Source organism: Pseudomonas sp. GM33 (assembly GCF_000282295.1).
Taxonomy (GTDB): Bacteria; Pseudomonadota; Gammaproteobacteria; order Pseudomonadales; family Pseudomonadaceae; genus Aquipseudomonas; species Aquipseudomonas laurylsulfatiphila.
In genome coordinates this window covers 1-21434 of the sequence record NZ_AKJO01000012.1, presented here as the reverse complement: position 1 = coordinate 21434, position 21434 = coordinate 1, and the positions used below count along the sequence as shown (strand labels likewise).

18 protein-coding genes are annotated in these 21434 nt (G+C 60.4%); 3 read left to right on the top strand and 15 right to left on the bottom strand.

From position 1 onward, the window contains the following. Genes PMI26_RS26755 through PMI26_RS26765 form a run of 3 tightly spaced genes read left to right on the top strand, consistent with a single transcriptional unit; the run spans nucleotide 1 to nucleotide 2874 of the window. Nucleotides 1-801: a carbohydrate ABC transporter permease gene (locus PMI26_RS26755; RefSeq protein ID WP_007970460.1), complete on the top strand. Its 801-nt coding sequence runs from the start codon at nucleotides 1-3 to the stop codon at nucleotides 799-801. 10 nt (nucleotides 802-811) lie between these two features. Beyond that, nucleotides 812-1084 carry a DUF2160 domain-containing protein gene (locus PMI26_RS26760; protein WP_007970457.1) on the top strand — a complete coding sequence of 91 codons (273 nt, stop codon included), beginning with the start codon at nucleotides 812-814 and terminating at the stop codon, nucleotides 1082-1084. Nucleotides 1085-1131: 47 nt separating this feature from the next. Beyond that, nucleotides 1132-2874, top strand: coding sequence for an ABC transporter substrate-binding protein (locus PMI26_RS26765; protein ID WP_007970455.1), 1743 nt, complete (start codon nucleotides 1132-1134; stop codon nucleotides 2872-2874). Between the two features lie 298 nt (nucleotides 2875-3172). On the opposite strand, the gene nuoN is transcribed toward PMI26_RS26765, so the two are convergent. From nuoN to PMI26_RS26840, 15 genes are all read right to left on the bottom strand, one after another. Continuing rightward, the gene (gene nuoN / locus PMI26_RS26770) at nucleotides 3173-4636 is read right to left on the bottom strand and encodes an NADH-quinone oxidoreductase subunit NuoN (RefSeq protein WP_007970453.1); all 1464 of its coding nucleotides are present in this window, start codon (nucleotides 4634-4636) and stop codon (nucleotides 3173-3175) included. A 7-nt stretch (nucleotides 4637-4643) separates the two neighbouring features. After that, the gene (gene nuoM, locus PMI26_RS26775; RefSeq protein ID WP_007970452.1) at nucleotides 4644-6176 is read right to left on the bottom strand and encodes an NADH-quinone oxidoreductase subunit M; all 1533 of its coding nucleotides are present in this window, start codon (nucleotides 6174-6176) and stop codon (nucleotides 4644-4646) included. A 39-nt stretch (nucleotides 6177-6215) separates the two neighbouring features. Next, nucleotides 6216-8069, bottom strand: coding sequence for an NADH-quinone oxidoreductase subunit L (gene nuoL, locus PMI26_RS26780; RefSeq protein ID WP_007970451.1), 1854 nt, complete (start codon nucleotides 8067-8069; stop codon nucleotides 6216-6218). Beyond that, a complete protein-coding gene (gene nuoK / locus PMI26_RS26785) occupies nucleotides 8066-8374 on the bottom strand; it encodes an NADH-quinone oxidoreductase subunit NuoK (RefSeq protein ID WP_007946416.1) in 309 nt (102 codons plus the stop codon). Before nuoK ends, nuoL begins: the two co-directional genes overlap by 4 nt. Before the next feature lie 2 nt (nucleotides 8375-8376). Further along, on the bottom strand, nucleotides 8377-8880 hold the full coding sequence (nuoJ, locus tag PMI26_RS26790; protein WP_007970450.1) for an NADH-quinone oxidoreductase subunit J: 504 nt from the start codon (nucleotides 8878-8880) through the stop codon (nucleotides 8377-8379). Between the two features lie 9 nt (nucleotides 8881-8889). Continuing rightward, nucleotides 8890-9435 (bottom strand): NADH-quinone oxidoreductase subunit NuoI, encoded by a 546-nt coding sequence (nuoI, locus tag PMI26_RS26795; protein ID WP_007970449.1) that lies wholly within the window; start codon nucleotides 9433-9435, stop codon nucleotides 8890-8892. A 12-nt stretch (nucleotides 9436-9447) separates the two neighbouring features. After that, nucleotides 9448-10455, bottom strand: a complete 1008-nt coding sequence (gene nuoH / locus PMI26_RS26800; RefSeq protein ID WP_007970448.1) for an NADH-quinone oxidoreductase subunit NuoH — start codon at nucleotides 10453-10455, stop codon at nucleotides 9448-9450. After that, nucleotides 10452-13166, bottom strand: coding sequence for an NADH-quinone oxidoreductase subunit NuoG (gene nuoG, locus PMI26_RS26805; protein WP_007970447.1), 2715 nt, complete (start codon nucleotides 13164-13166; stop codon nucleotides 10452-10454). Before nuoG ends, nuoH begins: the two co-directional genes overlap by 4 nt. A 136-nt stretch (nucleotides 13167-13302) precedes the next feature. Continuing rightward, nucleotides 13303-14658 (bottom strand): NADH-quinone oxidoreductase subunit NuoF, encoded by a 1356-nt coding sequence (nuoF, locus tag PMI26_RS26810; protein ID WP_007970446.1) that lies wholly within the window; start codon nucleotides 14656-14658, stop codon nucleotides 13303-13305. Then, entirely contained in the window at nucleotides 14655-15152 is a 498-nt protein-coding gene (nuoE, locus tag PMI26_RS26815) for an NADH-quinone oxidoreductase subunit NuoE (protein ID WP_007970445.1), read from the bottom strand. Before nuoE ends, nuoF begins: the two co-directional genes overlap by 4 nt. Before the next feature lie 2 nt (nucleotides 15153-15154). Continuing rightward, entirely contained in the window at nucleotides 15155-16939 is a 1785-nt protein-coding gene (gene nuoC / locus PMI26_RS26820) for an NADH-quinone oxidoreductase subunit C/D (protein WP_007970443.1), read from the bottom strand. A gap of 72 nt (nucleotides 16940-17011) precedes the next feature. Continuing rightward, the gene (locus PMI26_RS26825; RefSeq protein ID WP_007970441.1) at nucleotides 17012-17686 is read right to left on the bottom strand and encodes a NuoB/complex I 20 kDa subunit family protein; all 675 of its coding nucleotides are present in this window, start codon (nucleotides 17684-17686) and stop codon (nucleotides 17012-17014) included. A gap of 10 nt (nucleotides 17687-17696) precedes the next feature. After that, on the bottom strand, nucleotides 17697-18110 hold the full coding sequence (locus PMI26_RS26830) for an NADH-quinone oxidoreductase subunit A (protein ID WP_003223812.1): 414 nt from the start codon (nucleotides 18108-18110) through the stop codon (nucleotides 17697-17699). A 565-nt stretch (nucleotides 18111-18675) separates the two neighbouring features. Next, the gene (gene aceA, locus PMI26_RS26835; protein ID WP_007970439.1) at nucleotides 18676-20001 is read right to left on the bottom strand and encodes an isocitrate lyase; all 1326 of its coding nucleotides are present in this window, start codon (nucleotides 19999-20001) and stop codon (nucleotides 18676-18678) included. A gap of 473 nt (nucleotides 20002-20474) precedes the next feature. Beyond that, on the bottom strand, nucleotides 20475-21227 hold the full coding sequence (locus tag PMI26_RS26840) for a secretin N-terminal domain-containing protein (RefSeq protein ID WP_007970437.1): 753 nt from the start codon (nucleotides 21225-21227) through the stop codon (nucleotides 20475-20477). Nucleotides 21228-21434: the final 207 nt, after the last annotated feature.

Sequence of the window (21434 nt, the reverse complement as noted above, 5' to 3'; positions counted from 1 at the left end):
ATGAGCAAAAGAAAGCTTATCCCTTTGCTGCTCTACATCCTGTTCCTGTTGGTGCCGATCTACTGGCTGCTGAACATGTCCTTCAAGAGCAACAGCGAAATCCTCGGCGGCCTGACGCTGTTCCCGCAGGATTTCACCCTGGCCAACTACAAGGTGATCTTCACCGACCCGAGCTGGTACACCGGCTACATCAACTCGGCGTATTACGTGAGCCTGAACACGATCATTTCCCTGACCGTTGCACTGCCGGCGGCCTATGCCTTCTCGCGCTATCGCTTCCTGGGCGACAAGCACCTGTTCTTCTGGCTGCTGACCAACCGCATGGCGCCACCGGCGGTGTTCCTGTTGCCGTTCTTCCAGCTGTATTCGTCGATCGGGTTGTTCGACACCCACATCGCCGTGGCCCTGGCTCACTGCCTGTTCAACGTGCCGCTGGCGGTGTGGATTCTCGAAGGATTCATGTCCGGCGTACCCAAGGAAATCGACGAAACCGCCTACATCGATGGCTACAGTTTCCCCAAGTTCTTCGTGAAGATTTTCATCCCGCTGATCGGCTCCGGCATCGGCGTAACGGCGTTCTTCTGCTTCATGTTTTCCTGGGTCGAACTGCTGCTGGCACGAACCCTCACCTCGGTGAACGCCAAACCCATCGCGGCGGTGATGACGCGTACGGTTTCGGCATCAGGTATCGACTGGGGCGTACTGGCGGCGGCGGGGGTGTTGACCATCCTGCCGGGCATGCTGGTGATCTGGTTTGTTCGCAACCACGTGGCCAAGGGCTTTGCCCTGGGCCGGGTATGAGGAGCTGATGATGGAATGGATGAGTTGGACCGTCCCTACGGCGGCGTTCTTCGGCGTCATTGCCTTGATCCTGGTGGGCATGACCACCTGGGAGTTGCGTTCGCCGAGCGTGCTTCGGCGAGGTTTGCTACCGATTGCCACCACCCGTGGCGATCGCTTGTTCATCGGTCTTCTCGGCAGCGCCTACCTGCATTTGCTGGTAATCGGCGTCACCGACTGGAGCATCTGGGTGGCGTTCGCGTTGTCCCTGGTGTGGCTGTTGGCTGTGATGCGTTGGGGCTAGTCGAATCGCTCGGCACTGTTGCTCCGAAACCCTATAAGGAGGTCTCTATGTTCGACAAAAACAATAAGCTGCGACATAGCATTTCATTGGCAGCCATGCTGGCACTCAGCGGTTTGAGCGCTTCGGCCTGGGCCGATGCCTACGAAGATGCCGCAAAAAAATGGATCGGCAGTGAATTCAAGCCATCCACACTGACGGCCGATCAGCAGCTGGAAGAATTGAAGTGGTTCATCAAAGCGGCGGAACCCTTTCGCGGAATGAACATCAAGGTGGTCTCGGAAACCATCGCTACCCACGAGTACGAGTCCAAGGTGCTGGCCAAGGCCTTTACCGAGATCACCGGGATCAAGCTGACCCACGACCTGCTGCAGGAAGGCGATGTGGTGGAAAAGCTGCAGACCGTGATGCAATCGGACAAGAGCATCTATGACGGCTGGGTCAACGACTCGGACTTGATCGGTACGCACTTTCGATACGGCAAGACCGAATCGATCACTGACCTGATGGCGAACGAAGGCAAGGACTTCACCTCGCCGACCCTCGACCTCAAGGACTTCATCGGCATTTCCTTCACCACCGCTCCGGACGGCAAGATCTACCAGTTGCCTGACCAGCAGTTCGCCAACCTGTACTGGTTCCGTGCTGACTGGTTCGAACGTGCGGACCTCAAGGCCAAGTTCAAGGAAAAGTACGGTTACGAGCTGGGCGTCCCGGTGAACTGGTCGGCCTATGAAGACATTGCCAAGTTCTTCAGCGAAGACGTCAAGGAAATCGACGGCAAACGCGTCTACGGGCACATGGACTACGGCAAGAAGGACCCGTCCCTGGGCTGGCGTTTCACCGATGCCTGGTTCTCCATGGCCGGTGGCGGCGACAAGGGCATTCCCAACGGCTTGCCGGTGGACGAGTGGGGCATTCGTGTCGAGGACTGCCACCCGGTGGGTTCCAGCGTGACCCGCGGCGGCGACACCAACGGCCCGGCGGCGGTGTTCGCCACCACCAAGTACGTCGACTGGCTGAAAAAGTACGCGCCACCGGAAGCGGCGGGCATGACCTTTTCCGAATCCGGCCCGGTGCCGTCCCAAGGCAGCATCGCCCAGCAGATCTTCTGGTACACCGCCTTCACCGCCGACATGACGAAGCCAGGCCTGGCGGTGATGAACGCCGATGGCACGCCGAAATGGCGCATGGCGCCGTCACCGCGGGGACCGTACTGGGAGGAGGGCATGAAGCTGGGCTATCAGGATGTGGGGTCTTGGACCTTCATGAAGTCCACGCCTGAGAAGCAGAAACTGGCCGCCTGGCTCTATGCGCAGTTCGTAACCTCGAAAACCGTGTCGCTGAAGAAAACCATCGTCGGCCTGACGCCTATCCGCGAGTCGGATATCAATTCGCAGGCGATGACCGACCTGGCACCGAAACTCGGTGGCCTGGTGGAGTTCTACCGCAGCCCGGCCCGCGTGCAATGGACGCCGACCGGGACCAACGTGCCTGATTACCCTCGCCTCGCGCAGTTGTGGTGGAGCCACATCGCCGAAGCGGCCAGCGGCGACAAAACCCCGCAACAGGCACTCGACGGCCTGGCCAAGGATCAGGACGCGATCATGACCCGCCTGGAGCGTTCGAAGGCACAAGCCACCTGCGCACCGAAAATGAACCCTGAGCGCGATGCTCAGTACTGGTTCGACCAGCCGGGCGCACCGAAGCCGAAACTGGCGAACGAGAAGCCTAAGGGCGAGACCGTGAGCTACAGCGAGCTGCTGAAATCGTGGGCGGATGCGCGTAAGTAAATGTTTGGGAGTGTGAAAGGCGAACGGCACCGAAAGGTGCCGTTTTCTTTTGTGCCTGTTGCGCCGCTTGCCTCCTGTCGAATGTGAGCTATTGCCCATTGCCTTGCAGGTAACTTCCAATCAAGAGGGGGGGCACTGAAAAGCAAAAGATCGCAGCCTGCGGCAGCTCCTACAGGATGTACGCCTCCCAAATGTAGGAGCTGCCGCAGGCTGCGATCTTTTGACCTTGAAAACCCCAAGCGCAAAAACGGCACCCGAAGGTGCCGTTTCTGTTTGTTGCCGAGAGTCGCCTAAGCGATCAACCCGCCAGACCCGACTGTTGAACCAGGTTCAGCAGAGGTTGTGGGTACAGGCCGAGGAAGAACGCCAGTACCGCGATGGCCAGCAGCATCACGCCGCCTGCACGTTGTTCCCAGTGCAGTTGAGCATCGTGGCGACGCAGGTTCGGTTCGATCAGGTACAGGGTGACCATCACACGCAGGTAATAGAACACGCCGATGGCGCTGCCCAGTACCAGGGAGGCGACCAGCCACCACTGATGCGATTCGACGCCGGTGGCGATGATGTAGAACTTGCCGATGAAGCCTGCGGTCAGCGGGATACCGGCCAGGGACAGCATCATCACGGTCAGTACGGCGGTCAGGTACGGACGGCGCCAGAACAGGCCGCGGTATTCGTACAGGGCATCCGCGTCACGGCCGTTGTACGGCGAGGACATCAGGGTGATCACGCCGAAGGCGCCGAGGCTGGTGATCACGTAGGTGACCAGGTACACGCCGATGGCTTCCACGGCCAGGCCTTTGCTCGCCACCAGGGCGATCAGCAGGTAGCCGAAGTGGGCGATGGACGAGTAACCCAGCAGACGCTTGAGGTTGCTTTGGGTCAGGGCCAGCAGGTTACCGAACAGGATCGACGCGATGGCGATGATGGTCAGCACGTTGCTCAGCACACCGCTGCTCGCCGCTGGCGAGATCTGGAACAGACGCACCATCACCGCGAACACCGCCACTTTCGAAGCGGTGGCCAGGAACGCTGCAACCGGCGCCGGAGCACCCTCGTAAACGTCCGGGGTCCAGAGGTGGAAGGGTACCAGCGACAGCTTGAACGCCAGGCCGATCAGCATCATGCCCAGGCCCAGTTGTGCCAGCGAGCTTGGCAGGCCAGTAGCCGCCAGCGCCTGGCCGATTCCGACAAAGCTCAGGGAACCGGCGTCAGCGTAGAGCAGGGCCATACCGAACAACAGGAACGCCGACCCGGCCGCCGACAGCACCATGTACTTGATACCGGCTTCCAGCGAGCGCTTGTTGAAGAAGGCATAGGCCACCAGACCGTAGACCGGTACCGACAGCAGTTCCAGACCGACGAACAACCCGGCCAGGTGCTGCGCGCTGACCAAAACCAGGCCACCGGCGGCGGCCATCAGGATCAGCAGGTACAGTTCTTCACGGTTGCCCGGGTAACCCGAACCGCCATCGCCAAGGTAGGCGTGGGCGAGGGTCACGCAGGCGAGGGTGGCGACCAGGATCAGCGCCATGTACAGGCAGGCGAAGGTGTCGATCTGCAGCAATGGGGTCACGGCCAGGGGCGCGACTTTCAAGGCAGGCAGGATCGACAGCAATGCCAGGTTCAGACCGGCCACCGACAGCAGGAAGGTCTGGGAGTGGTTGCGGCGCCAGGCGATCGCCAGCATCACCACGATGATCGTGGCGCTGGTAATCAACAGCGGCGCTAGCGCGATAAAGTGTTGAGTCGTGAATTCCATAGCGCTCTTACCGGGCCGAAGCGAGTTGAGTGAAGGCGGTGCCGAGCCACTGCTGCACGCCATGCATCGTAGCGGCAGAGGTATCGAGGAACGGTTGTGGGTACACGCCGATGTAGATCAGCAGTGCAGCCAGACCGACCACCATGATCATTTCGCGACCGTCCATGCCATGCAGCACCGCGTCCGACTTGGCCGGGCCGAAGTAGGCGCGATGGATCATGATCAGCGAATAGACCGAACCGAACACCAGGCCGGACGTGGCGATGATGGTGACCCATGGGGCGATCGGGAAGGTGCCGATCAGGATCAGGAACTCACCAACGAAGTTACCGGTACCCGGCAGGCCCAGGGACGCCGCCGCGAAGAACAGGCTGAGGGCCGGCAGGTAGGCAATCTTCGACCACAGGCCACCCATTTCGCGCATGTCGCGGGTGTGAGTGCGTTCGTACAGCTGGCCACTCAGGATAAAGAGTGCCGCTGCCGACAGACCGTGGGCCAGCATCTGCATCACCGCACCCTGCAGCGCGAGTTGGCTGCCGGAGTAGATGCCGATCAGTACGAAGCCCATGTGGGAAACGGACGAGAAGGCAATCAGTCGCTTGATGTCGGTTTGCGCGAACGCCAGGAACGCACCGTAGAAGATCCCGATCAGACCCAGGGTCATGGCGATCGGCGCAAACTCTGCCGAGGCATTCGGGAACAGCGGCAGGGCGAAACGCAGCAGGCCGTACGCCGCGGTCTTCAGCAAGATACCGGCGAGGTCGACGGAACCGGCAGTCGGTGCCTGGGCGTGAGCGTCAGGCAACCAGGAGTGGAACGGCACGACCGGCAGCTTGACCGCGAAGGCGATGAAGAAGCCGAGCATCAGGATGTACTCGGTGGTCGTCGACATCTTGGTCTTCAACAGGTCGGCGTAGTTGAAGGTAATCACGCCGGTGTCGTTGAAGTTGACCAGTACCAGGCCCAGGATCGCCACCAGCATGATCAGGCCGGAAGCCTGAGTGAAGATGAAGAACTTGGTCGCCGCGTAGATCCGGGTTTTCTTGCCGTCCGAAGAACTGTGACCCCAGAGCGCGATGAGGAAGTACATCGGCACCAGCATCATTTCCCAGAAGAAGAAGAACATGAACAGGTCGAGGGCGAGGAACACGCCGACGACACCGCCCAGGATCCACATCAGGTTCAGGTGGAAGAAGCCAACGTGACGCTGGATCTCTTTCCACGAGCAGAGTACCGAGAGCACACCCAGCAGGCCGGTCAGCATGATCATCAACAGCGACAGGCCGTCGAGGGCCAGGTGCACGTTGATGCCGAAGCGCTGGATCCAGACGTGCTTGAACTCAAGCGCCCAGGTTGGGTCGGCGCCAGGCGCCGGAGCAAATGAATAGTCACCGTTGGCCCACAGCCAGAGGCCGAGGGAGAGCAGCAGGGACATGGTGATCAGCGCAATCCAGCGGGGGAGGGTGGCGCCGAAGCGCTCACCCATCCAGCACAGCAGGCCGCCGATGAAGGGGATCAGGATTAGCCAAGGCAGAATCATGACGGGTTCGTTTCCTTTCGCAAATTCGCAAGGTTCATATCAGACCGCTACCAGCACGACGGCGCCGATGACCAGCACGGCACCAGCAGCCATCGAGGCGGCATACCAACGCAGTTGACCGGTCTCGGTACGGCTCAGGGCGGTGTGACCGCCTTTGGCCATGCGCGGGATCAGACCGATGGTCTGGTCGAGCGGGTCTTTGCGCAGGATGTGGCTGATCGCCAGGTACGGCTTGACGAACAGTTTGTCGTAGATCCAGTCGAAGCCCCAGGCAGCGAACCACCAGGCCGAAAGGACACGGCCGATGCCGCTGTTGGCGATGGCCGTCACGAAGCGACGCTTGCCGAGGAACAGCAGCGCAGACAGCAGGATACCGGCCAGGGCGATGGCGCCCGAAGCGATTTCCAGGCTGTGCTTGGCTTCGCCACCGGCATGGCCGACGCTCTCAGGCAGTACGCCGTGCAGCGGCGGAACGATCATCGCGCCGATGGCGGTGGACAATACGATCAGCACCGACAGTGGCAGCCAGTGGGCAATGCCGTGACCGGCGTGGGCTTCGGTCTTCGCTTCACCGTGGAACGCGATGAAGATCAGGCGGAAGGTGTACAGCGAAGTCATGAACGCACCGACCAGACCTGCATAGAGCAGACCGTGGTTGCCGCTGGCGAACGCTTCCCAGAGGATTTCGTCCTTGGAGTAGAAGCCCGCGGTGACCAGTGGCAGGGCCGCCAGGGCCGCGCCGCCGACGATGAAGCTGGCGTAGGCCAGTGGCAGCTTTTTCCACAGACCGCCCATCTTGAAGATGTCCTGCTCGTGGTGGCAGGCAACGATCACCGCACCGGATGCAAGGAACAGCAGGGCCTTGAAGAAGGCGTGGGTCATCAGGTGGAAGATCGCGCCATCCCAGGCACCGACGCCCAGGGCCAGGAACATGTAGCCGATCTGGCTCATGGTCGAGTAGGCGAGGATACGCTTGATGTCGGTCTGAACCAGGGCTGCAAAACCTGCCAGGACCAAGGTCACGCCACCGACAATGCCTACCAGGTGCAGGATTTCCGGCGCCAGGGTGAACAGGCCGTGGGTACGGGCGATCAGGTAGACACCGGCGGTCACCATGGTTGCGGCGTGGATCAGTGCCGAAACCGGAGTAGGACCGGCCATCGCGTCCGCCAGCCAGGTTTGCAGTGGCAGTTGCGCGGATTTACCGACAGCGCCGCCCAGCAGCATCAGGGTGGCCATGACCATCCAGAAGTCGCCGGCCTGGAATTTCTGCGGTGCCAGCACCAGCAGTTCCTGGACGTTCAGCGTGCCCAGTTGGGCAAACAGAATGAACAGGCCGATGGCCATGAACACGTCACCGATGCGGGTCACGATGAAGGCTTTGAGTGCGGCGTTACCGTTGTTGCGGTTGCTGTAGTAGAAACCGATCAACAGGTACGAGCACAGGCCCACGCCTTCCCAGCCGAAGTACAGGAACAACAGGTTATCGCCCAGCACGAGGAACAGCATGCTGGCGATGAACAGGTTGGTGTAGGCGAAGAAACGCGAGTAACCGGCTTCACCGCGCATGTACCAGGACGCGAACAGGTGGATCAGGAAGCCGACGCCGACGACCACACCGAGCATGGTCACGGACAGGCCGTCCAGGTACAGGGCGAAGTTCGGCGTGAAGCCTTCCACCGCCATCCACTGCCACAACACCTGGGTGTAGTGACCGCCTTCCGGCGGGGCGACGTTGAATTGCCAGATCACGTAGGCGGTAACGATCGCCGACAGACCGATGGAGCCGACGCCAATCAGCGCGGCCAGGTTTTCCGAGATGCGTCCACGGGAGAACGACAGCAGCAGGAAACCGATGAGAGGGAATACGAAAGTCAGATAGAGAAGGTTCATCCGCGCATCTCACTGGCAGCGTCGATATCGAGCGTGTGGAAGCGGCGATACAGTTGCAGCAGGATCGCCAGGCCGATACTGGCCTCGGCGGCTGCCAGGCTGATCACCAGGATGAACATGATCTGTCCATCCGGCTGCGCCCAGCGGCTACCGGCAACGATGAACGCCAAGGCGGAGGCATTCATCATGACCTCCAGGCTCATCAGCACGAAAAGGATGTTGCGGCGGACCATCAGGCCGACCAGACCGAGGCAGAACAGGATGCCGGCGACCGCCAGACCATGCTCCATGGGGATAGCAGGCATCGTCATTGCTCCTTGGCTTCGTTGCGGCCCAAGTGGAACGCCGTGACGGCTGCGGCGAGCAGCAGCATCGAGGCGAGTTCGACCACCAGCAGGTAAGGACCGAACAGGCTGATGCCCACGGCCTTGGCGTCTACGGTGGTGTGGCCGACGGCTTCACCGGTCTGGTGGGAGAACAGCACGTACAGCAGTTCCACCAGCAGCAGCGCGGCGAGGAGGACCGGGCCGCCCCAGATGCCGGGCTTGAGCCAGACGCGCTCTTGCTGAACCGAGGCAGGGCCCAGGTTCAGCATCATCACCACGAACACGAACAGCACCATGATGGCGCCAGCGTAGGCGATCACTTCCAGGACACCGGCAAACGGTGCGCCGAGGGCGAAGAACGTCATCGCCACGGCGATCAGCGAAATGATCAGGTAGAGCAGGGCGTGCACAGGGTTGGTGTTGGTGATCACGCGAAGCGTGGACACCACAGCGATACCCGATGCGAAATAGAAAGCGAATTCCATCTTTCTTCCTTAAGGCAGCAAGCTCTTCACGTTGATCGGTTCGGCTTCGTTCTGCGCGGAGCCTTTCGGCTTCCCGGCAATCGCCATACCTGCAACACGATAGAAGTTGTAATCAGGGTTTTTGCCGGGGCCGGAGATCAGCAGATCTTCTTTCTCGTAAACCAGGTCCTGACGTTTGAACTCGGCCATCTCGAAATCCGGTGTCAGCTGGATCGCGGTGGTCGGGCAGGCTTCCTCGCAGAGGCCACAGAAAATGCAGCGCGAGAAGTTGATGCGGAAGAAGTCCGGGTACCAGCGACCGTCTTCGGTTTCAGCTTTCTGCAGCGAGATGCAACCGACCGGGCAGGCCACGGCGCACAGGTTGCAGGCTACGCAACGCTCTTCGCCATCGGGGTCGCGGGTCAGGACGATGCGTCCACGGTAGCGCGGCGGCAGGTAGACCGGTTCTTCCGGGTACTGCAGCGTGTCGCGCTTGCGGAAGGCGTGGCCGAAAATCATCACCAGGCTGCGAAGCTGGGTGTAGAAGCCATGCACGATGTCAAATATGTACTTCATGATTCTCTATCCTCACTGAGCCGCGACGGCGGGCGTGTTGAGCAACACGATCGCAGCGGTCACCAGCATGTTGACGAGGGTCAGCGGCAGGCAGAACTTCCAGCTGAAATCCATCACCTGGTCATACCGTGGGCGCGGAATCGACGCGCGCAGCAGGATGAACATCATGATGAAGAACGCGGTTTTCAGTGCGAACCAGATGAACGGGATCTGCGGCAGGAGACCGAACGGACCGTGCCAGCCACCGAAGAACAAGGTCACCAGCAGCGCCGAAATCAACACGATGCCGATGTACTCGCCGACGAAGAACATGCCCCATTTCATGCCGGCGTATTCAATGTGGTAACCGTCTGCCAGTTCCTGTTCCGCTTCCGGCTGGTCGAACGGGTGACGGTGAGTCACGGCCACGCCAGCGATGAAGAAGGTCAGGAACCCGAAGATCTGCGGAATGATGAACCACAGGTTCTGCGCCTGATATTCAACGATGTCGCGCATGTTGAACGAGCCGACCTGGATCACGATGCCCATCAGCGACAGGCCCATGAATACTTCGTACGACACGGTTTGCGCCGAGGCACGCAAGCTGCCCAGCAGGGCGAACTTGTTGTTGCTCGACCAGCCGGCGAACAGCACCGCGTAGACCGAGAGGCCGGCCATGGCGAAGAAGAACAGGATACCGATGTTGATGTCCGCCACGCCCCAGGTCGGGGTGATCGGGATGATCGCGAAGGCAATCAGCAGGGCGCTCATGGCCACGACCGGTGCCAGGGTGAAGATCATCTTGTCGGCGAATGGAGGCGTCCAGTCTTCCTTGAAGAACATCTTGATCATGTCGGCGGCGATCTGGAACGCGCCGAACGGACCGACGCGGTTCGGACCGTAACGGTCCTGCCAGAGGGCGAGCAAACGACGCTCGACCCAGCTCAGCAGGGCGCCGCAAACCACCACGGCGAGCAGAATCACCACGGCCTTGAGGACCGCGATGATCACGTCGATCACTTCAGGAGTGAACCAGGTCATTGAGCTGCCTCCTGCAGACCGTCAACGGATTTGCCAAAGATTGCTGGCGGAATGCCGGCGATGCCCGCAGGCAAGGCCACCAGGCCTGCGCCCAGTTCTTCATTGATGCGCAGTGGCAGACGCAGGGTCTGGCCGGCCACGTTCAGGCTCAGCATGGCACCGTCGTTGACGCCCAGGCGGTCGGCTTCGGACTTGGCCAGTGCGACGTAGGCCGCCGGAATGCGTTCCTGGACCGGAGCGGCTTTCGAAGAGTTCTCTTCGCTGCCGAACAGGTGGAAGAACGGCACGACCTGCCAGGTGCCTGGAGCCGGGTTGAACGCGCGCGGAACGCTGGCGAACCAGTTCAGCGAATCACCGGTGCTTTCGATCAGGCGGGTGCCCGGGTCGCCAGCGCGGATGTGACCACCGACTTCGTCCTGGAACTTGTTCCAGGCTTGCGGCGAGTTCCAGCCCGGAGACCAGGCGAATGGCACTTGCTGACGCGGTTCGGCCGAACCCGAGTAACCTTCCATGGAGAAGGCGAACGCGGTGTCCTTGTCCTGCGGGGTACGCGGTTCGTGCACGCTGATGTCGGCGCGCATGGCGGTACGACCGGAGTAGCGCAGCGGTTCACGGGCCAGTTTCATGCCCTTGATGCGGAACGCGGCGGACGGCGCGGCGTCGACAATGCGGTTCAAGACCGGTGTGCTGGAAGCGACAGCGGCGGTGGCGTGGTCCAGCTGGGTCCAGTCGATCGGCTGGTTCAGCAGGGTGGCGCGCAGGGCATGCAGCCAGCGCCAGCCTTCGTGGACCAGGATGCTCGCGTCCATGTACTTCGGATCGAAGACCTGGAAGAAGCGCTGGGCGCGGCCTTCCTGGCTGACCAGGGTACCGTCGCCTTCAGCGAAGCTGGCGGCTGGCAGAACCAGGTGCGCGCGATCGCTGGTGGCAGTCTTCTGATGGTCGGCCACGATCACCACTTTCGCGGCATTCAGGGCGGCATCGACACGGGCTTTGTCGGTACGGGTGTACAGATCGTTTTCCAGTACGACGATGGCGTCAGCCTTGCCGTCGATCACGGCTTGCAGCGCGGCGTCGACCGATTCGCCACCGAGCATGGCCAGGCCGAGGCTGTTGGCCTCCGGCACGATCAGGCTGATGGAACCGTTCTTCTCGCGCAGCTTCAGGGCCTTGGCGATGTTCGCGGCAGCTTCGATCAGGGCTTTGGAGCCCAGGGAAGTACCGGCGATGATCAGTGGGCGCTTGGCCGCGAGCAGGGCGTCGGCGATGCGCTTGGCCAGTTCGAGGGCTTCAGCATCCAGGCCTTCAACGGCAGGCGCGCTGGCGTCGAGGGCGTGAGCTACGGCGAAACCGATGCGGGCCAGGTCGTCGGGAGCGGCGTGAACGCATTCTTCGGCGATGTCGTCGAGCTTGGTTTCAGCCAGGCTGGCGATAAACAGCGGGTTCAGCGCGTGCTGGCCGATGTTCTTCACCGCGGCGTCGAGCCAGGGCTGGACGCGCATGGCGTCGGCCATGTCTTCGGCCTTGCCCTTGACCGATTGACGCAGGGACAGGGCCATGCGCGCAGCCGTCTGGGTCAGGTCTTCACCGAGGACGAACACGGCGTCGTGGTCTTCGATGTCGCGCATGTTCGGCACTGGCAGCGGGCTGTCCTTGAGCACTTGCAGGACCAGGCGGATGCGTTCCAGTTCGGACGCTTCGATACCCGAGTAGAAGTGCTCGGCACCGACCAGTTCGCGCAACGCGTAGTTGCTCTCGAGGCTGGCGCGTGGCGAACCGATACCGACGATGTTGCGACCGCGCAGCAGGTCGGCGGCTTTATCCAGCGCTTCGTCGAGGCTCAGCTTGGTGCCGTTGGCCAGCAGCGGCTGACGTGGACGGTCTTCGCGGTTGACGTAGCCATAGCCGAAACGGCCACGGTCGCACAGGAAGTACTGGTTCACCGAACCGTTGAAACGGTTTTCGATGCGGCGCAGTTCACCGTAACGCTCGCCCGGGGAGATGTTGCAACCGCTGGAGCAGCCATGGCAGATGCTCGGCGAGAACTGCATGTCCCACTTGCGGTTGTAGCGCTCGGAGTGAGTCTTGTCGGTGAACACACCGGTCGGGCAGACCTCGGTGAGGTTGCCGGAGAACTCGCTTTCCAGGGTGCCGTCTTCAACGCGACCGAAGTACACGTTGTCGTGGGCGCCGAACACACCGAGATCGGTGCCGCCGGCGTAGTCCTTATAGAAACGCACGCAGCGGTAGCAAGCGATGCAGCGGTTCATTTCGTGGGAAATGAACGGGCCCAGTTGCTGGTTCTGGTGGGTACGCTTGGTGAAGCGGTAACGGCGCTCGTTGTGGCCGGTCATTACCGTCATGTCTTGCAGGTGGCAGTGACCGCCTTCTTCACAGACCGGGCAGTCGTGAGGGTGGTTGGTCATCAGCCATTCAACAACACTGGCGCGGAACGCCTTGGATTCTTCATCGTCGATGGAGATCCAGGTGTTGTCGGTGGCAGGGGTCATGCAGGACATGACGATACGACCACGGGTGTCGTTCTCGTCGGTGTACTGCTTGACCGCGCACTGGCGGCAAGCGCCAACGCTGCCCAGGGCAGGGTGCCAGCAGAAATACGGAATATCGAGGCCCAGAGACAGACATGCCTGTAACAGGTTGTCTGCCCCATCGACTTCGAGCGCTTTGCCGTCTACGTGGATAGTGGCCATGGTTCAAAGTTCTTCGTTGGCCCGGTGTCAGCGGGCGTGGCTAATGGAATCTTGTTATCCGTGTGAATCAACACAGCCGCTTACGGCGTCATCACACGAAAAGCGAAGGGCACGGACCCTTCGCCTTTTTAAGCGGTTACGCGCCGACTACGATCGGCCTTGCCAGAGGCGGGACGGCGGCGCTGACAGGCGCGATACCGGCTTCGAACTCATGGCGGAAGTATTTGATTGCGCTGCCCAACGGCTCCACGGCGCCCGGTGCGTGAGCACAGAAGGTCTTGCCCGGGCCGAGGAAACCGACCAGACCCAGCAGGGTCTCGATGTCGCCTGGCTGGCCTTCACCGTTCTCGATGGCCATCAGGAGCTTGACGCTCCATGGCAAGCCATCGCGGCACGGGGTGCAGAAGCCACAGGATTCGCGGGCGAAGAACTGCTCCATGTTGCGCAGCAGGGACACCATGTTGACGCTGTCGTCCACCGCCATGGCCAGGCCGGTACCCATGCGGGTGCCCACTTTGGCGATGCCGCCGGCATACATTTGTGCGTCCAGGTGTTCCGGCAACAGGAAGCCGGTACCGGCGCCGCCTGGCTGCCAGCACTTGAGCTTGTAACCGTCGCGCATGCCACCGGCGTAGTCTTCGAACAGCTCGCGACCGGTGACGCCGAACGGCAATTCCCACAGGCCCGGGTTCTTGACCTTGCCGGAGAAGCCCATGAGCTTGGTGCCCATGTCTTCGCTGCCTTCGCGAGCCAGGGATTTGTACCAGTCCACGCCGTCGGCAATGATCGCCGGCACGTTGCACAGGGTCTCGACGTTGTTCACGCAAGTCGGCTTGCCCCACACGCCAACGGCGGCAGGGAAGGGCGGCTTGGAACGCGGGTTGGCGCGGCGGCCTTCGAGGGAGTTGATCAGTGCGGTTTCTTCACCGCAGATGTAACGCCCGGCACCGGTGTGGACGAACAGCTCGAAATCGAAACCGCTGCCCAGGATGTTCTTGCCCAAAAGGCCTGCTGCCTTGGCTTCTTCCACGGCACGGTTCAGGTGCTTGGCGGCGGTGGTGTACTCGCCACGCAGGAAGATGTAGCCGCGGTAGGTTTTCAGCGCACGGGCACTGATCAGCATGCCTTCGATCAGCAGATGGGGCAGTTGCTCCATCAGCATGCGGTCTTTCCAGGTGTTCGGCTCCATTTCATCCGCGTTGCACAGCAGGTAGCGGATGTTGATGGATTCGTCCTTGGGCATCAGGCCCCACTTCACGCCAGTGGGGAAGCCCGCACCACCGCGACCCTTGAGGCCGGAATCTTTCACGGTCTGGACGATGTCGTCCTGAGCCATGTCGGCGAAGGCCTTGCGCGCAGCGGCGTAACCGTTCTTGGCCTGGTACTCGTCGAGCCATACGGCTTCGCCGTCGTCGCGCAGACGCCAGGTGAGCGGGTGAGTCTCGGCCGAACGCTTGATGCGGTTGGCTGGACCGAAGGAAGTCAGGGTCATACGTAGCCCTCGAGCAATTTGGCAACGCCTGCTGGCTGCACATCACCGAACGTGTCGTCGTCGATCATCAGCGCCGGCGCCTTGTCGCAGTTGCCGAGGCAGCAGACCGGCAGCAGGGTGAAACGACCGTCGGCGGTGGTCTGACCCAGGCCGATGCCGAGCTTGCTCTGGATTTCGCTGACCACGGACTCGTGGCCGCCGATGTAGCAGACCATGCTGTCGCAGACGCGAATGATGTGACGGCCGACCGGCTGACGGAAGATCTGGCTGTAGAACGTCGCCACGCCTTCAACGTCGCTGGCCGGGATGCCGAGGATCTCGCCAATGGCGTACAGGGCGCCGTCCGGCACCCAGCCACGTTCCTTCTGGACGATCTTCAGGGCTTCGATCGACGCCGCGCGCGGGTCTTCGTAGTGATGCAACTCGTGCTCGATGGCCGAGCGCTCGGTTTCGCTCAGGGCGAAACGGTCTGTCTGGATAAGCGTGCTGTTCATGCTTAGCGGTCCACGTCGGCCATAACGAAATCGATACTACCCAGGTACGCAATCAAGTCCGCGACCATGCTGCCTTTGATCACCGAAGGGATCTGTTGCAGGTGCGGGAAGCTTGGGGTACGAATCCGGGTGCGGTAGCTCATGGTGCCGCCATCGCTCGTCAGGTAATAACTGTTGATGCCCTTGGTCGCTTCGATCATCTGGAAGGATTCGTTGGCCGGCATGACCGGACCCCACGAAACCTGCAGGAAGTGCGTGATCAGGGTTTCGATGTGCTGCAGGGTGCGCTCTTTCGGCGGCGGCGTGGTCAGCGGGTGATCCGCCTTGTACGGGCCTTCCGGCATGTTGCGCAGGCACTGGTCGATGATCCTGATGCTCTGGCGCATCTCTTCGACACGCACGATGCAGCGGTCGTAGGCATCGCCATTGGCGGCCAGCGGCACTTCGAATTCGAAGTTCTCGTAGCCCGAGTACGGGCGCGCTTTACGCAGGTCGAAATCGCAACCGGTCGAACGCAGGCCGGCACCGGTGACGCCCCATTCCAGGGCCTCTTTGGTGTTGTAGTCGGCGACGCCGATGGTGCGGCCACGCAGGATGCTGTTGTCCAGGGCGGCTTTCTGGTATTCGTCCAGACGCTTGGGCATCCACTCGACGAAGTCCTTGACCAGCTTTTCCCAGCCGCGCGGCAGGTCGTGGGCGACGCCACCGATCCGGTACCAGGCCGGGTGCAAACGGAAACCGGTAATGGCCTCGATCACCGTGTACGCGCGCTGGCGGTCGGTGAAGGTGAAGAACACCGGGGTCATGGCGCCGACGTCCTGGATGTAGGTACCCAGGAACAGCAGGTGGCTGGTGATCCGGAAGAACTCGGCCATCATGATGCGGATGACGTCGACCTTCTCGGGCACCTTGATGCCGGCCAGCTTCTCGACCGAGAGCACGTACGGCAGGTTGTTCATCACGCCGCCGAGGTAATCGATACGGTCGGTGTACGGGATGAAGCTGTGCCACGACTGACGCTCGGCCATCTTCTCGGCACCACGGTGGTGGTAGCCGATGTCCGGTACGCAATCGACGATCTCTTCACCGTCCAGCTGCAGGATGATGCGGAACGCACCGTGCGCCGAAGGGTGGTTCGGGCCGAGGTTGAGGAACATGTAGTCCTCGTTCAGGCCGGAGCGCTTCATGCCCCAGTCTTCCGGCTTGAAGCGTGCGGACTCTTCTTCGAGCTGCTGCTTGGCCAGGTTCAGGGTGAACGGATCGAACTCGGTGGCGCGCGCCGGGAAGTCCTTGCGCAGCGGGTGACCTTCCCAGGTCGGCGGCATCATGATGCGCGACAGGTGCGGGTGGCCTTTGAAGTCGATGCCGTACATGTCCCAGACTTCACGCTCGTACCAGTTGGCGTTCGGCCAGATGCTGGTGACGGTCGGCAAGCTGAGGTCGCTCTCGGACAAGGCGACCTTGATCATTACGTCACTATTACGTTCGATCGACATCAAGTGATAGAACACGGAGAAGTCGACGCCGTTCGGCAGCCCTTGACGCTTGGTGCGCAGACGCTCGTCCACGCCGTGCAGGTCATAGAGCATGACGTACGGCTTGGGCAGGTTACGCAGGAAAGTCAGGACTTCGACGAGTTTGGCACGGGCAACCCAAAGCACCGGCATGCCGGTGCGGGTAGGCTGGGCGGTGAACGCCTCCGGGCCAAAACGGTTGTTCAGTTCGACGACCACATCCTGGTCGTCTGCCTTGTAAGGCGGGATGTACAGAGCACTGCCTGTAGTCATGGTTATTTATCGCTTTCGGTCAACGTAAAGAATGAAGCCAGCTTCTCGTTTCTTTGAAACAGCAGATCTGGATCAGACTTCGTCGGGGCTGCGCAGGTTGGTTACCTGAATACGCTGTTCGCGGCGCTTTTCCTTCTCGGAAGGCATCTCGGCGCGATACACGCCTTGATCGCCAACGACCCAGGAAAGTGGGCGACGCTCCTGGCCAATCGACTCCTGCAACAGCATCAGGCCTTGCAGGAAAGCTTCAGGGCGGGGCGGGCAGCCAGGCACGTAGACGTCCACGGGCAGGAACTTGTCCACCCCTTGAACAACGGAGTAGATGTCGTACATGCCACCGGAGTTGGCGCACGAACCCATGGAAATGACCCATTTAGGCTCGAGCATTTGCTCGTAGAGACGCTGAATGATCGGCGCCATCTTGATGAAGCAGGTACCGGCGATAACCATGAAATCCGCCTGGCGCGGCGATGCCCGGATAACCTCGGCGCCAAAGCGCGCGATGTCGTGGGGCGCCGTGAAGGCGGTGGTCATTTCCACGTAGCAGCACGAAAGACCGAAGTTATACGGCCACAGGGAGTTCTTGCGCCCCCAGTTGATCGTGCCGTTGAGCACGTCTTCGAGCTTGCCCATGAAAATGTTTTTGTGGACTTGATCTTCTAACGGATCGGAAACGGTTTCCCGCTGGCCAATCGGATACTGCTCGTTAGGAGCATCGGGGTCGATCCTGGTGAGATTGTATTGCATTGCCAAAGCCTCATTGTTTCAGCTTCGCTTGCCGCTTGCGCCGAGCTTCCGGAGCCCAGTCAAGGGCGCCCACTCGGAATAGGTAGACAAGGCCTGCCAACAGAATTGCTATGAAAACGAGAGCTTCGACGAATCCGGTCCAGCCGCTTTCGCGGACGGACACAGACCATGCAAAGAGAAAGAGGGCTTCGATATCGAAGATCACGAAAAGCATCGCGACCAGATAGAATTTGGCTGAGAGCCGCAAGCGGGCGCCACCTGTAGGTAGCATGCCGGACTCGAACGGTTCGTTTTTGCTGCGGCCCCAGGCTTTTGACCCGAGGAGGCTGGAGACGCCCAGCATGAAGGCGCAGAGGCCGACGACGCCTAGAAGGAAAATGGCAAAGCCCCAGTTGTGGGCCATGAGTCCTGTCGCTTCGGGCATGCTGGTAATCCTTAACAGAGAGCAAAGGTCTCTGAGCTTGAAAAGAAACAAAAGCAGTGACGATATGTCGCAGCAATCAATCCCGCTGATTTTATGGCTAAACACCCGGCAAGTAAAATTCCTATAGCGAAATTATTTATAGGAATAAGGACATAGCGAAGCCTAAAAGCCCTGTGGCCCTTGGTCTGCGGGCATTAGCCGGCATTTCGTCAATTATGTTTTGTAGAGAACGTAACGAACATAATTTTTTCTAAATGATAATCAGTATTGTTTGAGTTGGTTTTTAAACTGTTTAATGATCTAGCGCTCAGGAAGTTGCCTTAGATGCGCGTTACTTGTAGGAGCGAGCTCGCTCGCGATGGTCGTGAACGATAACGCGGGGAACCAGATTCCCCAGCGGCGTCCTTGAGTTTTTCGCGAGCAGGCTCGCTCCTACAGGGAGTGTGGTGTTGGTGAAATCTCACGCAAAAAAAACGCCCCGAACCAGGCGGTCGGGGCGTCAGATGTGCAGCGCTGCGGTTAGCTTTCTATTCAGTCCGCAGCGGCTGTTTACTCAAGAAGCAGATCAGTGGAACTGTTCTTCTTCAGTCGAACCGGTCAGTGCGGTTACCGAAGACGAGCCACCCTGGATCACGGTGGTCATGTCGTCGAAGTAACCGGTGCCCACTTCCTGCTGGTGAGCCACGAAGGTGTAACCCTTGGCGGCGTCAGCGAATTCCTGCTCTTGCAGCTTCACGTAGGCAGTCATGTCGTTGCGGGCGTAGTCGTGCGCCAGGTTGAACATGCTGTGCCACATGTTGTGAATGCCGGCCAGGGTGATGAACTGGTGCTTGTAGCCCATGGCGGACAGTTCGCGCTGGAACTTGGCGATGGTCGCGTCGTCCAGGTTTTTCTTCCAGTTGAAGGAAGGCGAGCAGTTGTACGACAGCAGTTGGTCCGGGTATTCCTTCTTGATCGCTTCAGCGAAGCGACGAGCCTCGTCCAGGTCTGGCTTGGCGGTTTCGCACCAGATCAGGTCGGCGTACGGAGCGTAGGCCAGGCCGCGAGCGATGGCCTGGTCCAGACCGGCGCGCACTTTGTAGAAGCCTTCCTGGGTACGTTCGCCAGTCACGAATGGCTGGTCGTACGGGTCGCAGTCGGACGTCAGCAGGTCAGCGGCGTTGGCGTCGGTACGGGCCAGGATGATGGTCGGAGTACCGGCAACGTCAGCTGCCAGGCGGGCAGCGGTCAGCTTCTGTACGGCTTCCTGGGTAGGAACCAGTACCTTGCCGCCCATGTGGCCGCATTTCTTCACGGAAGCCAACTGGTCTTCGAAGTGAACGCCGGCGGCGCCTGCTTCGATCATGCTCTTCATCAGCTCGTAGGCGTTCAGTACGCCACCGAAACCGGCTTCAGCGTCAGCCACGATCGGCGCGAAGTAGTCGATGTAGCCAGCGTCGCCCGGGTTCTTGCCGGCTTTCCACTGGATCTGGTCGGCACGACGGAACGAGTTGTTGATGCGCTTGACCACGGTTGGAACCGAGTCCACCGGGTACAGCGACTGGTCCGGGTACATCGATTCGGCGGAGTTGTTGTCCGCAGCAACCTGCCAGCCCGACAGGTAGATCGCCTGGATACCGGCTTTGACTTGTTGTACGGCCTGGCCGCCGGTCAGGGCGCCCATGCAGTTGACGAAATCTTTCTCAGGACGGAAGGCTGGCTTGGCACCCTGGGTGACCAGGTTCCACAGCTTCTCGGCGCCCATTTTTGCAAAGGTGTGCTCAGGTTGAACCGAGCCACGCAGGCGGACGACGTCAGCAGCGGAGTAAGTGCGTGTCACGCCTTTCCAGCGCGGGTTTTCAGCCCAGTCTTTTTCGAGGGCTGCAATTTGCTGTTCGCGTGTCAGTGCCATGGGAGATAAACCTCGTCGCGTCTTTATGAAAAGTTGTTCTGCGGTGGAAAATTCCTGCGCTCGCTGACCAGAAGCTTAAGCGGTCAAGTCGGATTCGGCGGGGAGGGCGACGGGATGAACGATGGGCTCGAGGGGAAGTGAGCAGGTAAAGGCGAACTGCGGGCGCATTCGGGCGTCGTGGGCCTTGGTACGAACATCAGTGTGGTGCCGGGTTACCTATTACGCTTCCGTCCCTCGGGACAACTTCGTTCCAGTCGACAACCTCGTCAAACACACCTTGTGGGCGGTACAGACACGAAGCGGTTCGCGGGGTAGGTGCGAACGTCGCCTCGAAGGCCCTTGCCAGGGCCCCTGATTAGCGGGAGCGAGGCCATCATGCCTTCGCTTTTTTGGCCCGTCAAACGTTTTGTAGTGCTTTTTTTCAAGCACTACATCTTTGGTCTAATACGACTCGTCAGTCAGTTTTTGGTGATTTAGTCCAAGGTGTCGACTTTCACCCGCAAAGTCATGTCGTTGCGGCCCTGGGTTGAGTAGCTGCGGGTCTGGCCCTGTTTGTCGGCCTGGGTCTGGCCATTGACCCCGGCCAGCAGGATCCACTCACCGAGGTGGCCAGTGACGGTTGTGTCGGTACTTTGTACGTTCACTACATCGGGACGCTCCTGACTCATGCGGTCACGATTGGTACTGATCGAGAGGTGAACGATATCGCCGGTGACGTTTGCGGTGACGTAAAAGCCCTGGGTGACGTTGCGGTATTCGGTCTGGCTGCGCAGGTCGCCATAGCCATCGGTCTGCGAACTGGTCAGCGGCACGCTCTGGCCGACCTGGATCAGCGCCGGTGCGCCTTCGCTGGCCTGCACTTGCTGAATACCGCCGTCGCGGCTGTCGGTGCTGTAGTTGATGATTCGGGTCTTGGCGCCGTTGGCTGAAGAACCCTGGTCACCCTGGAAGTTGTTGTCGCTGGTGTCGACAGTGATCAGCAGGCGCTTGGGTGCTGTGTCGAGTTGGGAAACAAGGGCTTTAAGTTCGTCGATCTTGCGCTGATCGGCGTTGACGATGAGTTGATTGCCGTAGGCGCTGACCTGTCCGTCCTTGCCGATGAAATCCTGCGCCACCGGCAGAAAATCGGCGCTGGTGTGGTACTTGAGGGGGACGATTTCTGTGGCTGCCATCACCGAAAAACTGCAGCCCAGCAGCAGTGTGGTGAGCAGGGTGCGTAGGGACATATCCGTTATCTCCGCCAAATAAACAAAGCCCGTAGGAGCTGCCGAAGGCTGCGATCTTTTGATCTTGCCCTTGGGTTTTTACTGATAGTGCCACTTTGTCGGCCCGTGATGGGGCAAGTTGAATGGTAGACAGCAAAACGCCCCGGTATCCGAAGATAGCGAGGCGTTTTGTGGTGTGCTGCCTATAAAGATCGCAGCCTGCGGCAG